Below are 16,862 nucleotides of genomic sequence, written 5' to 3' on the forward strand. Positions count from 1 at the left end.
GTGAGGTTATGGTTGTATATTTGATTTCTTACAAAATGTTCAACCTATAAATATTAAGTACTATGGCTTTTACATTGCCCGCGCTGCCGTATGCAGCCAATGCTCTTGAACCACATATCGATGCAAAGACTATGGAGATACACCATGGTAAACATCATAACACGTATGTAACGAATCTTAACAATGCTATTGCAGGTACAGATGCTGAGAAGCTTAGCATTGAAGAGATCAATAAAAATATCTCCAAGTATCCTGTAGCAGTACGTAACAATGGCGGTGGTCATTATAATCACAGCTTGTTCTGGACTATACTTGGTCCAAATGCTGGTGGTGCTCCAACAGGTGCGTTGGCAGATGCTATCAATGCTACATTTGGGAACTTCGATGAGTTCAAAACTAAATTCGGAGCAGCTGGTACAGGTCGCTTCGGTTCAGGCTGGGCTTGGTTAATTGTTGATGGAAGTAAAAAACTTCAGATCACTTCAACGCCTAATCAGGATAATCCGCTTATGGATGTTGCTGAGGTAAAAGGAACTCCAATCTTAGGACTGGATGTTTGGGAACATGCTTACTATTTGAACTACCAAAACCGCAGACCAGATTACATCGCTGCATTCTGGAATGTTGTAAACTGGAGTGAAGTATCAAAGCGTTTTGAAGCTGCTAAATAAGCGTTACAACAAAACGTTATAACACACAAAGGCTTCCTTTCAGGAGGCCTTTGTCATTTAAATGTGTTAACAGTAATCGATTGATATCAGATATATCTGATATATAGGGAAATATTCTGATCCCTTCACAACGTGGTTATCCGATGGACCACACACGGTGCGTGCGTACAGCCCATCAGTTGTTTGAAAAAGGCTTTTTCCTCTTCAAAAATGAATAAAAACCGTCTAAGGGAATGAATTTTTAAAATCAGAATTGGCTGATTTCCGTTGGTTTCTGTTTCGCCATATTTGAAAACAGTTTCATGGTAAACACAAACGTTGCACCATATAGACGACCACAAAAATGTATAGCCCTATGAATTTAATGATCAGTTCAATAACCGCGGTTTTTTTTCTTTTCAGCAACTTCTTTGGGATTTCTGTTGCACCTGAAACAGCAACGAAAACTACTATATCTTCATTGGAAGATAAAAGTAAATTCCTGATTGAAGCGGGCAGATCTGTTACTGTAAAAGAGAATTGTAACATTGGTCCAAATACAGTATTGGAAGTACGGGGTGTGTTGCTGATCGAAGGAGATCTCGTTATCCGTCAGGATCTTGAACTCATCGTTGCAGGCGAAGGCAAACTATATATTAAAGGCGATATAATTGCGCAGTCTACTGCCATAAAAAATATTCAGGTTCTTGATCGTGGTGAACTATCCATCGAGGGTACATTCAATGCGAATGAGAATACAAAAATTATGACACAAGGTGGAGGATCCATAACCACCAACCGGGTAGTGGCAAGTAAAACAGTTCAGATCACGGGTACACGTCAATTCGTGGCTTCTGCCTGTGCATGCGACAGCGGATTGAACTGCGACTTCTGCCAAATGTTCCCGGTATCAAGACGTTCAAAATAACATAAGATTTTTCATTGGGCTACTACGGGTTATCTACCCGATCCGTTATCAGGTAAACAAATTCAATAAGGCTTCTATCCAGAAGCCTTTTTTTGTTTCTATCTTGAAACGAATATATACATAATGAGAACTCTAAAGTCAGATACACTGCTGATAGCATCGTGCATAATCATGCTTTTATCCTGTCAATCGAAAGTAACGAAAGAGAAACTGGGCAAGAATATAGCATCGGTACTCGGGCAACAGTCTGGCGTTTTCGCTGTAGCGTTTAAAGATTTAACGACAGGCGAAGAAATATTGATTGATGAACGTGAAAGTTTTCATGCCGCCAGCACTATGAAAACACCCGTGTTGATAGAGGTATGCAAACAGGTAGTGGCTGGCAAATTTTCACTGACAGATTCTATTGTCTTAAAGAATGAATTTAAAAGTATAGTAGACAGCAGCGTGTTTACGTTAGACCCGCAAGATGATAGTGAGCAGGAACTATATAATCACCTGGGTGAAAAGCGATCGATTTCTTCACTCGCGTACGACATGATTATTGCCAGCAGTAATCTGGCTACGAACTTAATTATTGAACTGGTCGATGCTAAAAATGTAACGCAGACGATGCGCGATCTCGGTGCCAGAGATATACAAGTGTTACGAGGCGTGGAGGATGCTAAAGCTTTTGATCGAGGACTTATAAATACAACTACCGCTTACGACTTGATGGTGATCTTCGAAAAGATAGCGAACGGTGAAGCCGTTAATCCGGAAGCATCCCAGATTATGATTGGTATACTTTCGGATCAGAAGTTTAATGAAATCATTCCTGCAAAACTCCCGAAGGATGTTAAGGTTGCCCACAAGACCGGAAACATTGCCGGTGTGAATCACGATTCGGGTATCGTATTTCTTCCCGATGGACGAAAGTATATAGTAGTGCTGTTATCCAAAGAAGCAAAAGATGAAAAGGCAGCGATAGCAGCCATGGCTTCTGTTTCGGAAATGATTTATAGCTATATGATGCAGCCATAATTTAGACGATATTCTTATTCGGTAAATTAAAGCTTTATCTTGCAGCCATAATTAGTATACTAACACATGGAAGTTAAAGACAGTAATGGCAACGTGCTGAACGATGGAGATTCAGTTACATTAATTAAAGATCTGAAAGTAAAAGGTTCTTCGCTTACCTTAAAGCGCGGTACGGTTGTTAAAAAGATTAAGCTTACTGAAGATGCCAATGAAGTGGATTGCCGCGTAAACGGAAGTAGCATTGTGCTAAGAACAGAATTTCTGAAGAAGATGTAAGACGGCACGAAGCCTGTTCAAGATACTCATGAAGACTAAACATATTCAGTATTCATACTGAGTATGTTTTAGAATATATCTCAGGTATACTTTGTGGAATGGTATTGTTGTTCGAATCAGTAATTCCTTCGGATGAGATATATAAACCCTGCACGAATAGAAAACTCTCCTTTGAAATAAAAATCACCGATAGCTTCAAATTTCCAGTTTTCATCAAGCGGTTTCATCCAGCCGCCCCCTAGGGAAAGATCGTTCTCACCAATTAATCCGCGGAAGCGTACAAAAGCTTCTTCGACCGGAAACCACCGTATACCGGTTACAAAACTAACTTCATCGGCTGTCCAGATTTCAATGCCTCCGGTGGCAGTAAGATTTCGCGTCAGAAAATAATTACCTTCTACGCCAATCTGGGCTTTGCCGGCAATATTATCATTGTCGGTTTTCATCAGGTCGGTTCCTACACCAATCATGATGTCTTTGGCGATTTGCGAAAACGTTGTAATCGAAACAAGCAGGAAGGGAACGATCAGGATTTTTTTTGCCATATACTATCAGACATGCAAATATAGCAGTTCGTAATTCACAAGACATTGTTAATCGGCTAATGGCTAACAAGCGCAGTTGAACAAGATTAAAATTACAGCTATACTTGCAGCTGTATTGGTTTTTATCACCTGTGGGTGATGAGATTAAAAGGGAATTCCGGTGTAACTCCGGAGCAGTTCCCGCTACTGTAATCCCGACTTTAGGTATACTAAAGTCTGTGCTCGTGCAAGAAAAGTCATTATTCATAAATCGATGAATGAGAAGGCAAGCAAGAGCTGGGAAAGCCAGGAGACCTGCCACTACAAACAAATTCAATTCAGTGCTTCGGGTAAAAAGCAATGGATGTGACCTTGACGATGATTGCCTATACTACTCACGCAATCACACGCTTTGATCTCATTCAAGCCTTTTACTCTTTTTTCACAGATCCCTTAAAAAACCTAGTAATGAAAAAGGAGAGAAAAGTATGGGCAATCACGTTGATTGCCGTTTGGTTGTTGGCGCCAAATAAAACAATTGCTCAGCAGGATTCATTGGCTTTATCTAACCTCGATGAAGTCGTTATCACCGCTACAAAATTTCCAAAAAACCAAAGTGAAACCGGTAAGGTTTTAACCGTTATCGATGAAGAACAATTAAGCCGCAGTGCTGGTAAAGATCTGGCACAAGTACTCAACGAACAGGTGGGTATAGTTATAACCGGAGCGAACAGCAATCCGGGTAAAGACAAATCGGTATACCTGCGTGGCGCCAAGAGTGAGTATACATTGGTGTTGCTGGATGGTATACCGTTGAACGACCCGAGCAGTATCGGTGGAGGTGCATTTGATCTGCGTATGTTGCCGATCGATCAGATCGAGCGTATTGAAATTCTCAAAGGCAGTCAGTCGACATTATATGGAACCGATGCTATAGCTGGTGTTATCAACATCATTACAAAAAAGAAAGGTGATAAGCCGGTAGGTGTTTCTGGTATGGCAGGCTATGGAAGCTATAATACTCGTAAGGGTAACCTGGTAGTGGCCGGCACAACCAGTATTATAGACTATAATGTAGGCTATACATATTTAAAGACAGACGGTATAAGCGAAGCAAAAGATACTGCGGATACAGGTAACTTTGATAAAGATGGATACAAGCAGAATTCGGTACAGGTAAATGTAGGTATCAAACCAACAGATAATATTTCAATCAGACCATTTGTGCGCTACAGCAAGTTTGATGGTAAATATGATGCCGGTGCATTTAGTGATGATAAAAACTCCGACTATGAATCTAAATTTTTCAATGCCGGTCTTAATAGTCAGATAGCCTTTTCCAAAGGTGCTTTAAACATTCAATATGGCTACAATAAGATCGGTCGCGACTATATACAACCCGATTTTTTTGATCCTGCGATAATCGCCACAACCTCCTATACCGGTAAATTTCATAATGCAGAAGCATTTGTAAACTATAACCTTGCAGAACATTTCCAGGCATTAGGTGGTGTAAATTACCAGAATCAAAAAATGAATGTTGAAGGATCAGATGCACTAAAAGAATCGTCACTCGATATGCTCAGTCCCTATGCTTCATTTTTTATAAAAGATATACAAGGCTTTTCGGCTGAACTGGGAGGACGATTTGTACACCATTCGCAGTTTGGTAATACATTTATCTATAGTATAAATCCATCGTATCTTATCAATCGCAAAATCAAGTTGTTTGCCAATTACTCGACCGGGTTCAAGACACCCGTAGTTGATCAGTTGTATAACAAAAGCTATGGCAACGAAAACCTGGAACCTGAGAAAAGTAAAAATATCGAAGCCGGAGTTGATTTTACTGTTTTGAATGATAAACTGGTTCTCCGCGCAACGGCCTTCTCAAGAAAGATTGAAAATGTAATTGTATATCTGTATCCGGGTTATATTAATATGGATAAGCAGAATGATAAAGGTGTTGAACTGGAGACAGAGTTTGCCGTAACCGATAAAATAAAGCTGAAAGCATTTTACGCATTTGTAGAAGGCGATCTTACCACGAAGCTTACACCGGAACGCGATACCACTTATAATAACCTGATCAGACGGCCGAAACACTCCGTAGGTATAAATATAGGCTATGCTGTAACAAGCAATCTGTTTGTAAGCGCCAACCTGAAAACCTTTGGTAAACGCAATGATCTTTTCTTTAATTCTACAACGTTTAATAATGACCTTGTTGCAATGGATGCTTATGAACTGCTGGATGTTTACGCAGAGTATAAATTCCTTGCCGGGAAGTTAAAGGTGTTTGCCGATGTACGAAACATACTGGATAAAGACTACTACGAAACCTATGGCTATACTACGATGGGTATAAATGGAAATGTAGGTGTTTCCTTTAGTCTTTAATTATTTGAGTAATAATACTTAGTAAACCAAGTGCTATGATAATTCTCGTAACCGGAGGTGCCCGTAGTGGAAAGAGCCGTTATGCGCAAGAACGTGCAAAGCAGGCAACGGAGCAACCGGTATACGTTGCTACGGCACGGGTATGGGACGAGGACTTTAAAAGCAGGATCAGGCGGCATCAACAGGAGCGTGGCCCGGAGTGGACCAACTATGAAGCAGAGAAGTATATAAGTACATTGCCGCTTGACGGCAGCGTTGTAGTAATAGACTGTGTGACGCTTTGGCTTACTAATTTTTTTGTCGATCATCAGCAAGATATAGAGGCTGCATTGGTCGAATTCAAAAACGAGATTGATAAAGTCGCTGCACAGGCAGCGACTTTCATCATCATTACAAATGAGATCGGCATGGGACTTCATGCTGATACCGAAGTGGGAAGAAAGTTTGTAGACCTACAAGGATGGGCTAATCAATATATAGCATCACAAGCCGAAGAAGTAATTTTTATGGTGTCGGGTATACCGGTCAGAATAAAACCTGCAACGCATTAACGTATGAAGAAATTTAAGATTAAGCCTGTCAATACCTCCCTGGAACAATCGCTCAAGCGGAAGATCGATCAGAAAACAAAACCATTGGGAGCGTTAGGTCGGTTAGAGGAACTGGCATTGCAAATAGGCACCATTCAACAGACGCTCACACCATCGCTGTCCAATCCACATATACTTGTTTTCGCGGGCGATCACGGTATCGTAGAAGAAGGCGTGAGTGCTTATCCGCAAGAAGTTACCTGGCAGATGGTAATGAATTTTATACAAGGTGGTGCTGCCATCAATGTTTTCTGCAAGCAGCATGGTATAACATTGAACGTAGTGGACGCTGGTGTTAACTATGATTTTCCGGAAGGTCTCGAAGGTCTTGTGTATAATAAGGTTGGCAAAGGCACCCGTAATTTTTTAAAAGGACAGGCCATGACAATCGAGCAAGCACAGCGGTGTATAGAATCTTCCTCCGAAATTATAAAGAGTATACATGCCAAAGGTTGTAACATTATCGGCTTTGGAGAGATGGGTATCGGGAATACAACTTCTGCGAGCGCATTGATGAGTTTATTCTGTGATATACCTGTAGCGCAATGTGTCGGTCTTGGTACAGGATTAAATGAGAGTGCACTCCAGCATAAAACAGCCGTTGTCACAGAAGCGCTGAAGCAATACAACAAACATGATACACCGATTGCCATGCTCGCTACATTTGGTGGTTTCGAAATCGCCCAGATAGTAGGGGCGATGTTGCAGGCGGCAGAACTTGGAATGATTATACTCGTAGATGGTTTCATTACAACATCAGCATACCTGGTAGCGCAGGCTATAGAACCTGCCGTACGCGACTATAGTATATTTTGTCATCAGTCGCAGGAGAAAGGACATACCCTCATGTTGCAGGCGCTCGATGTGAAGCCACTGCTTGATTTAAATATGCGCCTTGGCGAAGGCACGGGTGCAGCGGTAGCGTATCCTATTGTACAATCTGCAGTAGCGTTTCTAAATCAGATGGCGAGTTTTGAATCGGCTAGCGTAAGCGGGAAGAAAGCGTAAGGCTGAAAGCGAAATACTTATAATATAAATAATTTCTTGAGACGAGAGCTTCAGATATTTTTTACAGCTGTAATGTTCTACACGCGTATACCTTGTCCGCGTTGGGTGGATCACGATGCGGCAAATCTCAATGAAGCTACGCGTTACTTTCCGTTGGTCGGCTGGATTGTAGCGGCCTTTTCGTGGTTGATTTTTGCAGGCAGTAAATATTTATTTCCTGGCGAGATAAGTATAATTCTTTCTATAGTGGCTGGTATATTCATTACCGGTGCTTTTCATGAAGATGGTTTGGCTGATGTATGCGATGGCTTTGGTGGCGGTTGGACGAAAGAAAAAATCCTGACGATCATGAAAGATAGCCGGGTAGGGACGTATGGCGTTGTTGGGTTAATCTTTATTCTGCTCCTGAAATTTTTCTCGTTGTTACAATTTGGTTCTCTTCCAGGATTGTACTTTGCTTTGATACTGGTTACAGCGCATTCGCTCAGCAGATTGTCTGCAGTGATGATAATTTTCACCTCTGTATATGCCCGTGAAGATGCCGATAGTAAAGCTAAGCCTGTCGCTCAGCAGTTGCGTTTAAAAAACCTTTTGATAGCTTCATTGTGGGCCATTATACCGCTGGCGATATTGGTATATATTAATATGTTGATGCTGGCAGTCGTTATTCCTGTAGTATTAGTGACTATATATCTGCGATGGTATTTTAAGAAATGGATTAGCGGATATACCGGTGACTGCCTGGGTGCAACACAACAGGTAAATGAAGTTGTAATCTATTTAAGTATCCTGGCGTTATGGAGATTTATGTAATCCGCCATACCACACCAGACGTTGCCAAAGGTGTTTGCTATGGGCATTCCGATATCCCGGTTACGCATGCTTTTGAAGAGGAAGTTCGATCTATACTTTCAAAGATTCCCCAGCACATACAGATAATATATACCAGTCCGCTAGAGCGATGTGCCAGGTTGGCAGCTGCTATAGCGGCTCAAAGCAATGTTCACATCATAACAGACGATCGTTTAAAAGAATTGAATTTCGGTGATTGGGAAATGCAGCGTTGGGATACTATAGAACAAACAGCATTGATGCGCTGGATGGACAACTACGAGGAAGAATGTTGTCCCAATGGAGAATCATACTTGCAGCTTGTAAGCCGTGTTAAAAATTTCCTGGAAGCTATTGCCACTTCAGATCATCAGACAATCGCCGTTGTTACCCACGGAGGCGTTATCAAATCAATGAAAGCGCTCATTGACAAAATCTCGCTCAAAGACGCCATGGCGTATCAGTCAGCGTACGGAGAAATCATCCGCTTCCAAGTATAAAATTATTTTTTCTTGCGTTGAACCAAAAGCTTTCTACATTTGTACTGTAATAAATAAGATTACAGTATGAACGGCCGATTTTCCATCTCTTTGCATATCCTGACTTTGCTGGACAGGTTTCCAAACGAGTTAGTGTCGTCCGAATTCATGGCTGGGAGTATAAATATTAACCCCGTGCTGGTACGCAAGGAGATCAGTAATCTGAAGAAACACGGACTCGTAGCAAGCAAAGAAGGCAAAGCAGGCGGCTTTATGTTGGCAAAGCCTTCGAAGCAGATTCGTCTCTCGGATATATACAAGGCGGTTCGGCAGACACCTGTATTAGGACAAACCAAGAATACACCGAATCCGAAGTGCCTCGTGGGGAAACAAATTGATAAGCATTTGAATAATCTTTTTGATGAAGCTGAAGAGGCACTGGTGAAGAAACTCGACAAAACAACATTGTCAGAATTTACAAACCGGTTCAATTGAATTTTTTTTGAATTAAACTGTAATAAAAATTATTACAATATACATTAACCATTAAAATTTATAATCATGAAAATTGCATTGATCGGAGCCTCAGGATTTGTTGGTTCGCACATTTTGAAAGAAGCATTGGATCGCGGCCACCAGGTAACAGCGATTGTGCGTAATCCTGAAAAGATTACAGAGAAACATCCCAACCTTCAGGCTAAAAAAGGTGATGTTTTCAATACAGATGAAATTGCCAAGCTTGTAAGTGGTCACGATGCTGTTATCAGCTCCTATAATGCAGGCTGGCAAAACCCAAACCTATATGATGATTTTCTGAAAGGTTCACAAGCTATACAGGAAGGCGTGAAAAAATCCGGAGTGAAACGTTTGATCGTAGTAGGTGGAGGTGGTAGTCTCGAGATCGCTCCAGGTGTCCAATTGGTAGATACACCACAATTCCCTGCCGAATGGAAATCTGGTGCGTTGGCTGCGCGTGATTATTTAAATATCATCCGTAAGGAAGATGCATTGGATTGGACATTCTTTAGTCCTGCAATAGAAATGCACCACGGTATAAAAGATGGTCGCACGGGTAAATATCGTCTGGGAACGGATCAACCTGTATTCGATGCAAATGGCGCGAGCAGACTTTCTCCTGAAGATCTAAGTATAGTATTGATAGACGAATTGGATAATAAAAAATTCATCCGTAAACGCTTTACTGCAGCGTATTAAAAATTAACGGCGAGTTGCCGGCTTTCACGTTATAAGGAATATAGTATACTTCTCTAATGCGTGGCTGACAACTCGCTGCTTTCATCACCCCAAATTCCAAAAAAATGGCATCAGTTCTTCACAAGACTATATCTGTTGATGGAATAAAAATATTCTATCGTGAAGCAGGCTCTCCGTTCAATCCACTGATTCTTTTACTCCACGGATTTCCCTCATCATCGCATATGTATCGCGATCTTATGTATGATCTTGCGGATGATTATCACCTCATCGCTCCCGACTATCCGGCTTTCGGCAACAGCGACATGCCCGACCGGAATATATACTCCTATACCTTTGATAATCTCTCGATGACCATAGAGAAATTCATCGATGCTCTGAAGCTTTCAAAGTTTAGTATATACATGCAGGATTATGGCTCCCCCGTGGGCTATAGAATCGCAGTGAGAAGACCTGCACAGATTCAGGCGCTCATCATTCAAAATGCAAATGCGTATGAAGAAGGATTAGGACCTGCTATCGAAGATGGAAAACGTTTCTGGGCGAATCGAAATGAAGAAACCGAAAATGCCATGCGTGGTATACTTACCATAGAGGGTACTAAGATGCAATACATGGATGGAGTTGAATCCCCGGAGAAAATAAGTCCGGATGCGTACCTCTATGATCAATTATTTTTAGACCGTGAAGGCAATAAAAAAATTCAACTTGATCTCCTTTACGACTATCGCAACAACATTACGCTGTATCCGGTGTGGCAGAAATACCTTCGCGATCATCAACCTCCGGCATTGATAACCTGGGGGAAAAATGATGCCCTGTTTACAGACAAAGGTGCCGTGGCATATAAAAAAGATTTGCCAGACGCAGAAATTCATTTACTGAATACAGGCCATTTCGCATTGGAAGAGTTTCATGCAGAGATCGCAGCACACATCGATGATTTTCTGAAAAGGGTACTTCCACAATAATAAAGCCCATTAAGTTTTTAGATATTTCATATTGGTTCCTATTGCTTCCTGATTTACCTTGCGGCCGTGTTCAGGAAAATAATCTGCTATGTAATTCTTTTAAGCATGACACTGCATTGCGGCAGCAGGTTGGGTATTCTTTCCTATATATATCAACAGCGCCACGATATAGCCTATACAATCGGTCTTATCTCGGAGATCCCGATCGCTTTATGTAGCAGCGATTATGATTTTAACGAAGGGCTTCCTGTTGTCCATCAGGATACCAGTGATCAAAGTATTCCTCCATTTTTTTCAAACGCACACGAAATTTTATTGTTTGTTCAACAGCACGACTTCGCTTTGAATATAGAACGTAATGCAATTGCCGATACTTCAAATATATATGTTAAAAACAGGAAGTATACTGCACCGTTACCTGCCATCTTTCACCCGCCTTCTTTAGCATAACCATTCTTTTCTTATTCTCACGTAAGCAGGCCTTGTAGTTAACAAGCGCTGTCTGTTTCGTCATTATTATTTTTTAACATTTTACGAATTTTGGTTATGAAAAAGATATTATCTCTTTCTGTTCTTGCTATTGCTTTTATTTTACTGACCTCCTGTTCAGACGATGAAAACCCGCAGTCGGGTTCAATCGAAATTGAATTTGACAACGTTGTTGGAGAGGACGACCTCACACTGAATACAACCGAAGAAGTATATACGAATGCTGCCGGTGAAACTTTTAAAGTGACCATGCTGAAATACTATATAAGCAACATTATACTTACCCGTGAAGACGGGTCTATTTACCAGGATGAAGTTACTGCGGATGGTTCCAAAGGATATTACCTGGTGGATGAAGCGAATGCTGTATCGCAGTTAATAACATTGAACAACGTACCTGCCGGAAGTTATACCAGCATGACCTTTACCATTGGTGTAGACGCAAACCGCGTAACGGAAGGTGCACAGACGGGCGCACTGGATATAGCGAACGATATGTTCTGGAGCTGGAACAGTGGCTATATATTCTTAAAGTTTGAAGGTATATCTGCAGCATCCACAGAAGAGAATAAAGCTGTGATGTATCATGTAGGTGGATATAAAATAATTGATACCAATCCGAGTTCTGCTAATAATGTAAAAACCAAAACGGTTACGTTCACGGCTGCGAAAGTTGCTTCCGATAAAACTCCGGAAGTACATATGATCGTAGATGTATTAAAATTCTTTGCATCACCCAATCAAGTAAGCTTTGCAGCCGTGCCGGTGCAAATGTCACCCAAGGAAAATATACCTGTGGTGGAGAACTATCTCAACACATTTATAGCAGACCATGTACATAACTAATGCGGCTGGGATCACAGGTATACCAGCGGTTTTTTTAATTTTTGCCGTGATGGTGCCACTGCTGTGGGGATGCTCGGATGCAGACGTCACTGCTGATACATCCTATACCATGGAACAACCTGCTAATTTTCCGAAGGCCACGTATACACTTGAAAACAACCCCGTAACGAAAGAAGGATTTGAGCTGGGGAGAATGCTATTTTATGATACACGCCTCTCGGGCGACAGCACGATCTCGTGTAGCACCTGTCACATTCAGCAGGCGGCTTTCGCAGATCCAGCTCATCGGGTTAATCATGGTGTAGCCAACCGACTGGGTACACGCAATACACCAGCGTTGACGAATGTCGCTTTTCGATCTTCTTTCTTTTGGGATGGTGGAAGCAATCACCTTGATTTCGTTCCAGTTAATGCGCTTACCTCACACGTTGAAATGGATAATACAATGGAAGAAGTTGTGAGAAGGCTAAATGACCTTCCGGAATATCAAAAGCGTTTTAAAAATGCATTTAATAAAGAGGAGATTGACAGTCAGCAACTACTCCATGCACTATCACAGTTTATGGTAATGTTTGTCTCCGCGAATGCAAAGTATGACAAAGTGATTCGCGGTGAAGGCGAGCAATTTTCAGCAGAGGAACTTGCCGGCTATGATCTTTTTATAGCCAAGTGTTCTTCCTGCCACGCCACCGATCTTTTTACAGATGGTTCGTATCGAAACAACGGACTGGATACTGATTTTAAAAAAGATAGTGGACGAAGCCGAATCACAGAGTTATCTGACGACCTCGGTAAATTTAAAGTACCAAGCTTGCGCAATGTTGCGCTTACACCTCCCTATATGCATGACGGACGATTTCAGACGCTGGAACAAGTACTGACGCATTACGCCCGTCAGGTGAAAGACTCGCCAACAGTAGACCCTGCGTTGCGATCAGGTGATTCGCTTGGTATTCCGATAACCGATGATGAACGTTTGAAAATAATAGCGTTCATCAAAACTTTAACAGATGATGAATTCGGAAGGGATAAGCGCTTCGCGGATCCTTTTTAGGAAGTAAGGTATAGTAGTATAATAGAATCAACAGTATCCAGATCGATACTGATAATATTTAAAAAAATGAAGTATATGAAAAGATATATTCTGCTGATACTCATCCTGTCGTTGACATCGGTTTCTGCTATAGCATGCGATGTATGCGGATGTTCACTGGGAGGAAATTACTATGGTATACTGCCACAGTTTAATAAGAACTTTGTAGGGCTTCGGTGGAGTCAGGCGAAGTTCTATGCCTATATGAATCACGAAAGCGAATATACCAAGCCGGAGTATTCGCATGATACCTATAGCTCCGTAGAGTTGTGGGGAAGATTTTATGTGAGCAAGAAATTCCAGGTGTTTGCTTTCGTGCCGTATGCCTATAATACAATGCGCGGGTCGGAGCAGAATGTTACAAGTCAGGGGCTGAGCGATATTACTGTGGTTGCCAATTGTTTACTCTTCAATACAGGTGACGACAAGACTAAAAAATTCAAGCATACCTTGATGGCAGGCGGAGGCTTGAAACTTCCAACCGGTAAATTTGAATTGCAGGATAAAGGTAAACTTGTGAATCCTAATTTTCAGATGGGAACCGGTAGTATAGATTTCCTGGTCTCCGCCGTGTATACCGTGCGTTATCAGAAAATAGGTCTGAATACAGAGACCGGGTATAAAATCAACACGCGTAACTCAAATGATTATCTGTTTGGAAATCAGTTTCATGCTTCCTCACAATTGTTCTATTGGCAGAATGTAAAGGCGATATCATTTCTGCCCAATGCTGGTATATATTATGAGCAGGCGGCATCTCACAAAGATGGAAGAGCGATACAAACCAATACGGGTGGTTCCGCGCTGCTTGCTTCGGCTGGATTGGAAACTTACTTTAAAAATTTTACACTTGGTGTCAACTATAAACATCCTCTACATCAACACTATAACAGTGATGATATTGCAGACATCACCACCAAAGACCGATGGAGCGTTTCAATGACCTATAATTTTTAGAAGTGTAAATTAAAAATAGCGTTCTCCGTCTATATCCTGGAAAATTTTTTCTGTTGACTTCGCGTACAAGCGTACTGATCGAAATGCGTGTTTTTACTTTCAGAAACATGATTCGAACCCTCAGTCATCGTGTGCGTGAAGTCAGCAGATATACCCTAGAATATTATTTTTGAGTTACGAATGAACTTTTTCCGGGCGATTTTCAATTATCTGTACACAGTGGGAAGAAGGGAGGAGTTTAAATCCAAAGCCTATGCAAGCAAACTTTACAGATACCATCATTCCTATTTATAATCTCCGCGCATGTGTCGGAGCAAGTGACTTTGCAATCATCCGCATGGATCCCTTTGAAGTATTGGGTCACCTCCAAGTACCTCATCGCCAGGAAGGCTATAACATTTCACTTTTACTTCAAGGCAGTGTTACCAAGTATATTGATTTTGAACGCCATGTAATAGAAGCGCCTGCACTTATATCGGTAGGAGCTGATCAGATCCATCAATACGAGTATGCCGAAAATGCAGAGATGATTTGTATATCATTCAGCCGTGATTTTTTGATTCACGAAATGCGGGGCTGGATAATTTGCTGGGAGTGTATGTTTGGGCACGTTGTCATGAACATGGACGAAGCTGCCGTGCATGAACTCGAAGTATATGCAAACCTGATGCTCGAAGAATTTCAAGGTAACAAACCCAAGAGTGAAATCGTCATTCGTAGTTTGCTGAATGCATTTATAGTTTGCAGCGCACGTATGCGTAAGATATCACTGCCGATACTGCACATGGATGCTTCTCAAAATAAACTCGTGCAACAATTCAAGATGCATGTTGACACAAACTTCCGTGATAAGACACAGGTATCACAATATGCCGACATGCTATATATTACCCCTGGTCATCTCAACGATGTAATCAAAACAACCGTTGGAAAAACAGCGAAACAGGTTATTGATGAAAAACGCATCATGGAAGCGAAGCGTTTATTATTCTGGGGCGACCTTAGTTTAAAAGAGATAGCAGGCTATCTGAGTTTTGAAGATGACTCCTATTTTAACAGGTTCTTTAAAAAACATACCGGTCATACACCATCACTCTTTCAGCGCACGATCCGCGAAAAGTACAATTAATACCTTGATAAGGTAAATTAAAAAGGGACTTCAAAGGCTAACTTTGTTTTACCGTTCACGTTCAGAATGAACATATATAGTGATAAAAGTAAAACTTTTGTCACTACTTCTTCGTGAAAGACTTTCTTCTGGTGCTGCAGAAGAAAACTTAAATACAGATTTCAATCATGAATGTTTTTTAGAAAAAGCGAACGAGGGTTAGCTAAACCTTCCTTCACTCGAAGATGATTTTTTAATTTTTAATATGAGATGTATATGAAAAGGTCAAGTCACAATTATGTAACAAAAACAGTGACGGTGCTCGGAAGCATCGGTCTCTTAATTATATTGAATAGCTGCACAACATCATCCGGCAACGCGGGTGGTGGCATGCAACCACCGCTGCCTTCACTTCCTGTAATTTCAGTAAGCAATCTTGCAGCAACAACCTATCGCGAATTCCCGGCTACGGTAGAAGGTAAAGTAAATGTTGAGATCCGCCCGCAGGTAGATGGATACCTTGAACATATTTATGTAGACGAAGGTGCTTACGTGCGCGTAGGCCAACCGTTGTTTCGCATTAATGATCAGCCCTACCGCGAGCAAAACTCCAACGCCAGTGCAGCCTTGCTTGCTTCGCAGGCAAATCTAGAAAAAGCACAATTGGAAGTTGATCGCCTTACACCACTGGTAAAGAATAATGTAGTATCGGATATACAGCTGAAATCTGCGGAAGCAAGCTTGCAATCGGCAAAGGCAAATGTAGCACAAGCCAAAGCGCAGGCAGGAAATGCACAGATCAGTCTCGGATATACATTGGTGAAAGCTCCGGTAAGCGGATATATAGGACGCATTCCGCATAAGATTGGTAGTTTGGTAGGCAGAGGCGAAGCGCAACCATTAACTGTATTGTCGGATGTAAATGAAGTATATGCATACTTCTCTATGAGCGAAATTGATTTCCTTCAGTTCAAAGAACGTATACCAGGCAATACACTGGAAGAGAAGATCAAGAACCTTCCGCCAGTAGAGCTTACGTTGGCAGACGATAGTTTCTACTCTGAAAAAGGAAAAGTTGAAACCGTAGAAGGTCAGTTTGATAAAACTACAGGCGCTATAAGTTTCAGAGCCGTATTCCCAAATAACAAAGGACTGTTACGCTCCGGCAATACAGGACGTGTTCGTATACCTACTGTACACAACGAAGCTGTAGTTATACCACAGGACGCAACGTTCGAGCTACAGGACAAAGTACTTGTATTCGTAGTAGGGGATAGCAATAAAGTAGTGAGCAGGCCCATTGTTGTCGAAGGACAAACCAGCAACTATTACTTTGTAAAGAACGGTTTGAAGACAGGCGAGAAAATTGTCTATACCGGGTTGAGCCGCTTGCGCGATGGAGCTGTTATTGATCCACAGCCATTATCGCTTGACAGCTTACTGAAAGCGAAGCCGCTTTAATTCCACCTTTTAA

19 protein-coding genes and 1 riboswitch are annotated in these 16,862 nt (G+C 41.6%); of the genes, 18 read left to right on the forward strand and 1 reads right to left on the reverse strand.

Going from position 1 to position 16,862, the window contains the following annotated elements; all coding sequences use genetic code 11:
• Positions 1-62 precede the first annotated feature (62 nt).
• From B5Y40_RS01445 to B5Y40_RS01460, 4 genes are all read left to right on the forward strand, one after another.
• The gene (locus tag B5Y40_RS01445) at positions 63-671 is read left to right on the forward strand and encodes a superoxide dismutase (protein WP_079684932.1); all 609 of its coding nucleotides are present in this window, start codon (positions 63-65) and stop codon (positions 669-671) included.
• Positions 672-1,026: 355 nt separating this feature from the next.
• Positions 1,027-1,578, forward strand: a complete 552-nt coding sequence (locus tag B5Y40_RS01450; RefSeq protein WP_143785558.1) for a hypothetical protein — start codon at positions 1,027-1,029, stop codon at positions 1,576-1,578.
• A gap of 123 nt (positions 1,579-1,701) precedes the next feature.
• Positions 1,702-2,601 (forward strand): serine hydrolase, encoded by a 900-nt coding sequence (locus tag B5Y40_RS01455; protein WP_079684934.1) that lies wholly within the window; start codon positions 1,702-1,704, stop codon positions 2,599-2,601.
• Positions 2,602-2,667: 66 nt separating this feature from the next.
• Positions 2,668-2,877 (forward strand): zinc ribbon domain-containing protein YjdM, encoded by a 210-nt coding sequence (locus tag B5Y40_RS01460; RefSeq protein WP_079684935.1) that lies wholly within the window; start codon positions 2,668-2,670, stop codon positions 2,875-2,877.
• Positions 2,878-2,993: 116 nt separating this feature from the next.
• Here B5Y40_RS01460 and B5Y40_RS01465 read toward each other — a convergent pair whose 3' ends face one another.
• A complete protein-coding gene (locus tag B5Y40_RS01465; RefSeq protein ID WP_079684936.1) occupies positions 2,994-3,422 on the reverse strand; it encodes a hypothetical protein in 429 nt (142 codons plus the stop codon).
• Between the two features lie 99 nt (positions 3,423-3,521).
• A riboswitch (cobalamin riboswitch) is annotated at positions 3,522-3,738 on the forward strand.
• 131 nt (positions 3,739-3,869) lie between these two features.
• Here B5Y40_RS01465 and B5Y40_RS01470 point away from each other — a divergent pair.
• The 14 genes from B5Y40_RS01470 to B5Y40_RS01535 all read left to right on the forward strand — a co-directional run bounded on the left by B5Y40_RS01470 (position 3,870) and on the right by B5Y40_RS01535 (position 16,849).
• Positions 3,870-5,801: a TonB-dependent receptor plug domain-containing protein gene (locus B5Y40_RS01470; RefSeq protein WP_159453576.1), complete on the forward strand. Its 1,932-nt coding sequence runs from the start codon at positions 3,870-3,872 to the stop codon at positions 5,799-5,801.
• Positions 5,802-5,836: 35 nt separating this feature from the next.
• Entirely contained in the window at positions 5,837-6,352 is a 516-nt protein-coding gene (gene cobU, locus B5Y40_RS01475; protein WP_079684938.1) for a bifunctional adenosylcobinamide kinase/adenosylcobinamide-phosphate guanylyltransferase, read from the forward strand.
• Positions 6,353-6,355: 3 nt separating this feature from the next.
• The gene (gene cobT / locus B5Y40_RS01480) at positions 6,356-7,399 is read left to right on the forward strand and encodes a nicotinate-nucleotide--dimethylbenzimidazole phosphoribosyltransferase (protein WP_079684939.1); all 1,044 of its coding nucleotides are present in this window, start codon (positions 6,356-6,358) and stop codon (positions 7,397-7,399) included.
• Between the two features lie 36 nt (positions 7,400-7,435).
• Entirely contained in the window at positions 7,436-8,212 is a 777-nt protein-coding gene (locus B5Y40_RS01485; RefSeq protein WP_079684940.1) for an adenosylcobinamide-GDP ribazoletransferase, read from the forward strand.
• Positions 8,197-8,730 carry an alpha-ribazole phosphatase gene (gene cobC / locus B5Y40_RS01490; RefSeq protein WP_079684941.1) on the forward strand — a complete coding sequence of 178 codons (534 nt, stop codon included), beginning with the start codon at positions 8,197-8,199 and terminating at the stop codon, positions 8,728-8,730. Before B5Y40_RS01485 ends, cobC begins: the two co-directional genes overlap by 16 nt.
• 66 nt (positions 8,731-8,796) lie before the next feature.
• The gene (locus tag B5Y40_RS01495) at positions 8,797-9,204 is read left to right on the forward strand and encodes an RrF2 family transcriptional regulator (RefSeq protein ID WP_079684942.1); all 408 of its coding nucleotides are present in this window, start codon (positions 8,797-8,799) and stop codon (positions 9,202-9,204) included.
• 66 nt (positions 9,205-9,270) lie between these two features.
• Positions 9,271-9,924 carry an NAD(P)-dependent oxidoreductase gene (locus tag B5Y40_RS01500; protein WP_185145715.1) on the forward strand — a complete coding sequence of 218 codons (654 nt, stop codon included), beginning with the start codon at positions 9,271-9,273 and terminating at the stop codon, positions 9,922-9,924.
• 104 nt (positions 9,925-10,028) lie between these two features.
• A complete protein-coding gene (locus B5Y40_RS01505) occupies positions 10,029-10,895 on the forward strand; it encodes an alpha/beta fold hydrolase (RefSeq protein ID WP_079684944.1) in 867 nt (288 codons plus the stop codon).
• Between the two features lie 105 nt (positions 10,896-11,000).
• A complete protein-coding gene (locus B5Y40_RS01510; RefSeq protein ID WP_079684945.1) occupies positions 11,001-11,345 on the forward strand; it encodes a hypothetical protein in 345 nt (114 codons plus the stop codon).
• Between the two features lie 96 nt (positions 11,346-11,441).
• Positions 11,442-12,230, forward strand: a complete 789-nt coding sequence (locus B5Y40_RS01515; RefSeq protein ID WP_079684946.1) for an MbnP family protein — start codon at positions 11,442-11,444, stop codon at positions 12,228-12,230.
• Positions 12,217-13,284, forward strand: coding sequence for a cytochrome-c peroxidase (locus tag B5Y40_RS01520; RefSeq protein ID WP_079684947.1), 1,068 nt, complete (start codon positions 12,217-12,219; stop codon positions 13,282-13,284). The genes B5Y40_RS01515 and B5Y40_RS01520 overlap by 14 nt, the downstream gene beginning before the upstream one ends.
• Positions 13,285-13,359: 75 nt before the next feature.
• The gene (locus B5Y40_RS01525; protein ID WP_143785559.1) at positions 13,360-14,280 is read left to right on the forward strand and encodes a transporter family protein; all 921 of its coding nucleotides are present in this window, start codon (positions 13,360-13,362) and stop codon (positions 14,278-14,280) included.
• 253 nt (positions 14,281-14,533) lie between these two features.
• A complete protein-coding gene (locus tag B5Y40_RS01530) occupies positions 14,534-15,409 on the forward strand; it encodes a helix-turn-helix domain-containing protein (RefSeq protein ID WP_079684949.1) in 876 nt (291 codons plus the stop codon).
• A gap of 255 nt (positions 15,410-15,664) precedes the next feature.
• A complete protein-coding gene (locus B5Y40_RS01535; protein ID WP_079684950.1) occupies positions 15,665-16,849 on the forward strand; it encodes an efflux RND transporter periplasmic adaptor subunit in 1,185 nt (394 codons plus the stop codon).
• Positions 16,850-16,862: the final 13 nt, after the last annotated feature.

Source organism: Ohtaekwangia koreensis, from assembly GCF_900167975.1.
Lineage (GTDB): Bacteria > Bacteroidota > Bacteroidia > Cytophagales > Cyclobacteriaceae > Ohtaekwangia > Ohtaekwangia koreensis.

Excerpts from the sequence above, each read along its gene's own strand:
- B5Y40_RS01445 (WP_079684932.1), top strand. The coding sequence starts at position 63 with ATGGCTTTTACATTGCCCGCGCTGCCGTATGCAGCCAATGCTCTTGAA.
- B5Y40_RS01450 (WP_143785558.1), top strand. The coding sequence starts at position 1,027 with ATGAATTTAATGATCAGTTCAATAACCGCGGTTTTTTTTCTTTTCAGC.
- B5Y40_RS01455 (WP_079684934.1), top strand. The coding sequence starts at position 1,702 with ATGAGAACTCTAAAGTCAGATACACTGCTGATAGCATCGTGCATAATC.
- B5Y40_RS01460 (WP_079684935.1), top strand. The coding sequence starts at position 2,668 with ATGGAAGTTAAAGACAGTAATGGCAACGTGCTGAACGATGGAGATTCA.
- B5Y40_RS01465 (WP_079684936.1), bottom strand. The coding sequence starts at position 3,422 with ATGGCAAAAAAAATCCTGATCGTTCCCTTCCTGCTTGTTTCGATTACA.
- B5Y40_RS01470 (WP_159453576.1), top strand. The coding sequence starts at position 3,870 with ATGAAAAAGGAGAGAAAAGTATGGGCAATCACGTTGATTGCCGTTTGG.
- cobU (WP_079684938.1), top strand. The coding sequence starts at position 5,837 with ATGATAATTCTCGTAACCGGAGGTGCCCGTAGTGGAAAGAGCCGTTAT.
- cobT (WP_079684939.1), top strand. The coding sequence starts at position 6,356 with ATGAAGAAATTTAAGATTAAGCCTGTCAATACCTCCCTGGAACAATCG.
- cobC (WP_079684941.1), top strand. The coding sequence starts at position 8,197 with ATGGAGATTTATGTAATCCGCCATACCACACCAGACGTTGCCAAAGGT.
- B5Y40_RS01495 (WP_079684942.1), top strand. The coding sequence starts at position 8,797 with ATGAACGGCCGATTTTCCATCTCTTTGCATATCCTGACTTTGCTGGAC.
- B5Y40_RS01500 (WP_185145715.1), top strand. The coding sequence starts at position 9,271 with ATGAAAATTGCATTGATCGGAGCCTCAGGATTTGTTGGTTCGCACATT.
- B5Y40_RS01505 (WP_079684944.1), top strand. The coding sequence starts at position 10,029 with ATGGCATCAGTTCTTCACAAGACTATATCTGTTGATGGAATAAAAATA.
- B5Y40_RS01510 (WP_079684945.1), top strand. The coding sequence starts at position 11,001 with ATGACACTGCATTGCGGCAGCAGGTTGGGTATTCTTTCCTATATATAT.
- B5Y40_RS01515 (WP_079684946.1), top strand. The coding sequence starts at position 11,442 with ATGAAAAAGATATTATCTCTTTCTGTTCTTGCTATTGCTTTTATTTTA.
- B5Y40_RS01520 (WP_079684947.1), top strand. The coding sequence starts at position 12,217 with ATGTACATAACTAATGCGGCTGGGATCACAGGTATACCAGCGGTTTTT.
- B5Y40_RS01525 (WP_143785559.1), top strand. The coding sequence starts at position 13,360 with ATGAAAAGATATATTCTGCTGATACTCATCCTGTCGTTGACATCGGTT.
- B5Y40_RS01530 (WP_079684949.1), top strand. The coding sequence starts at position 14,534 with ATGCAAGCAAACTTTACAGATACCATCATTCCTATTTATAATCTCCGC.
- B5Y40_RS01535 (WP_079684950.1), top strand. The coding sequence starts at position 15,665 with ATGAAAAGGTCAAGTCACAATTATGTAACAAAAACAGTGACGGTGCTC.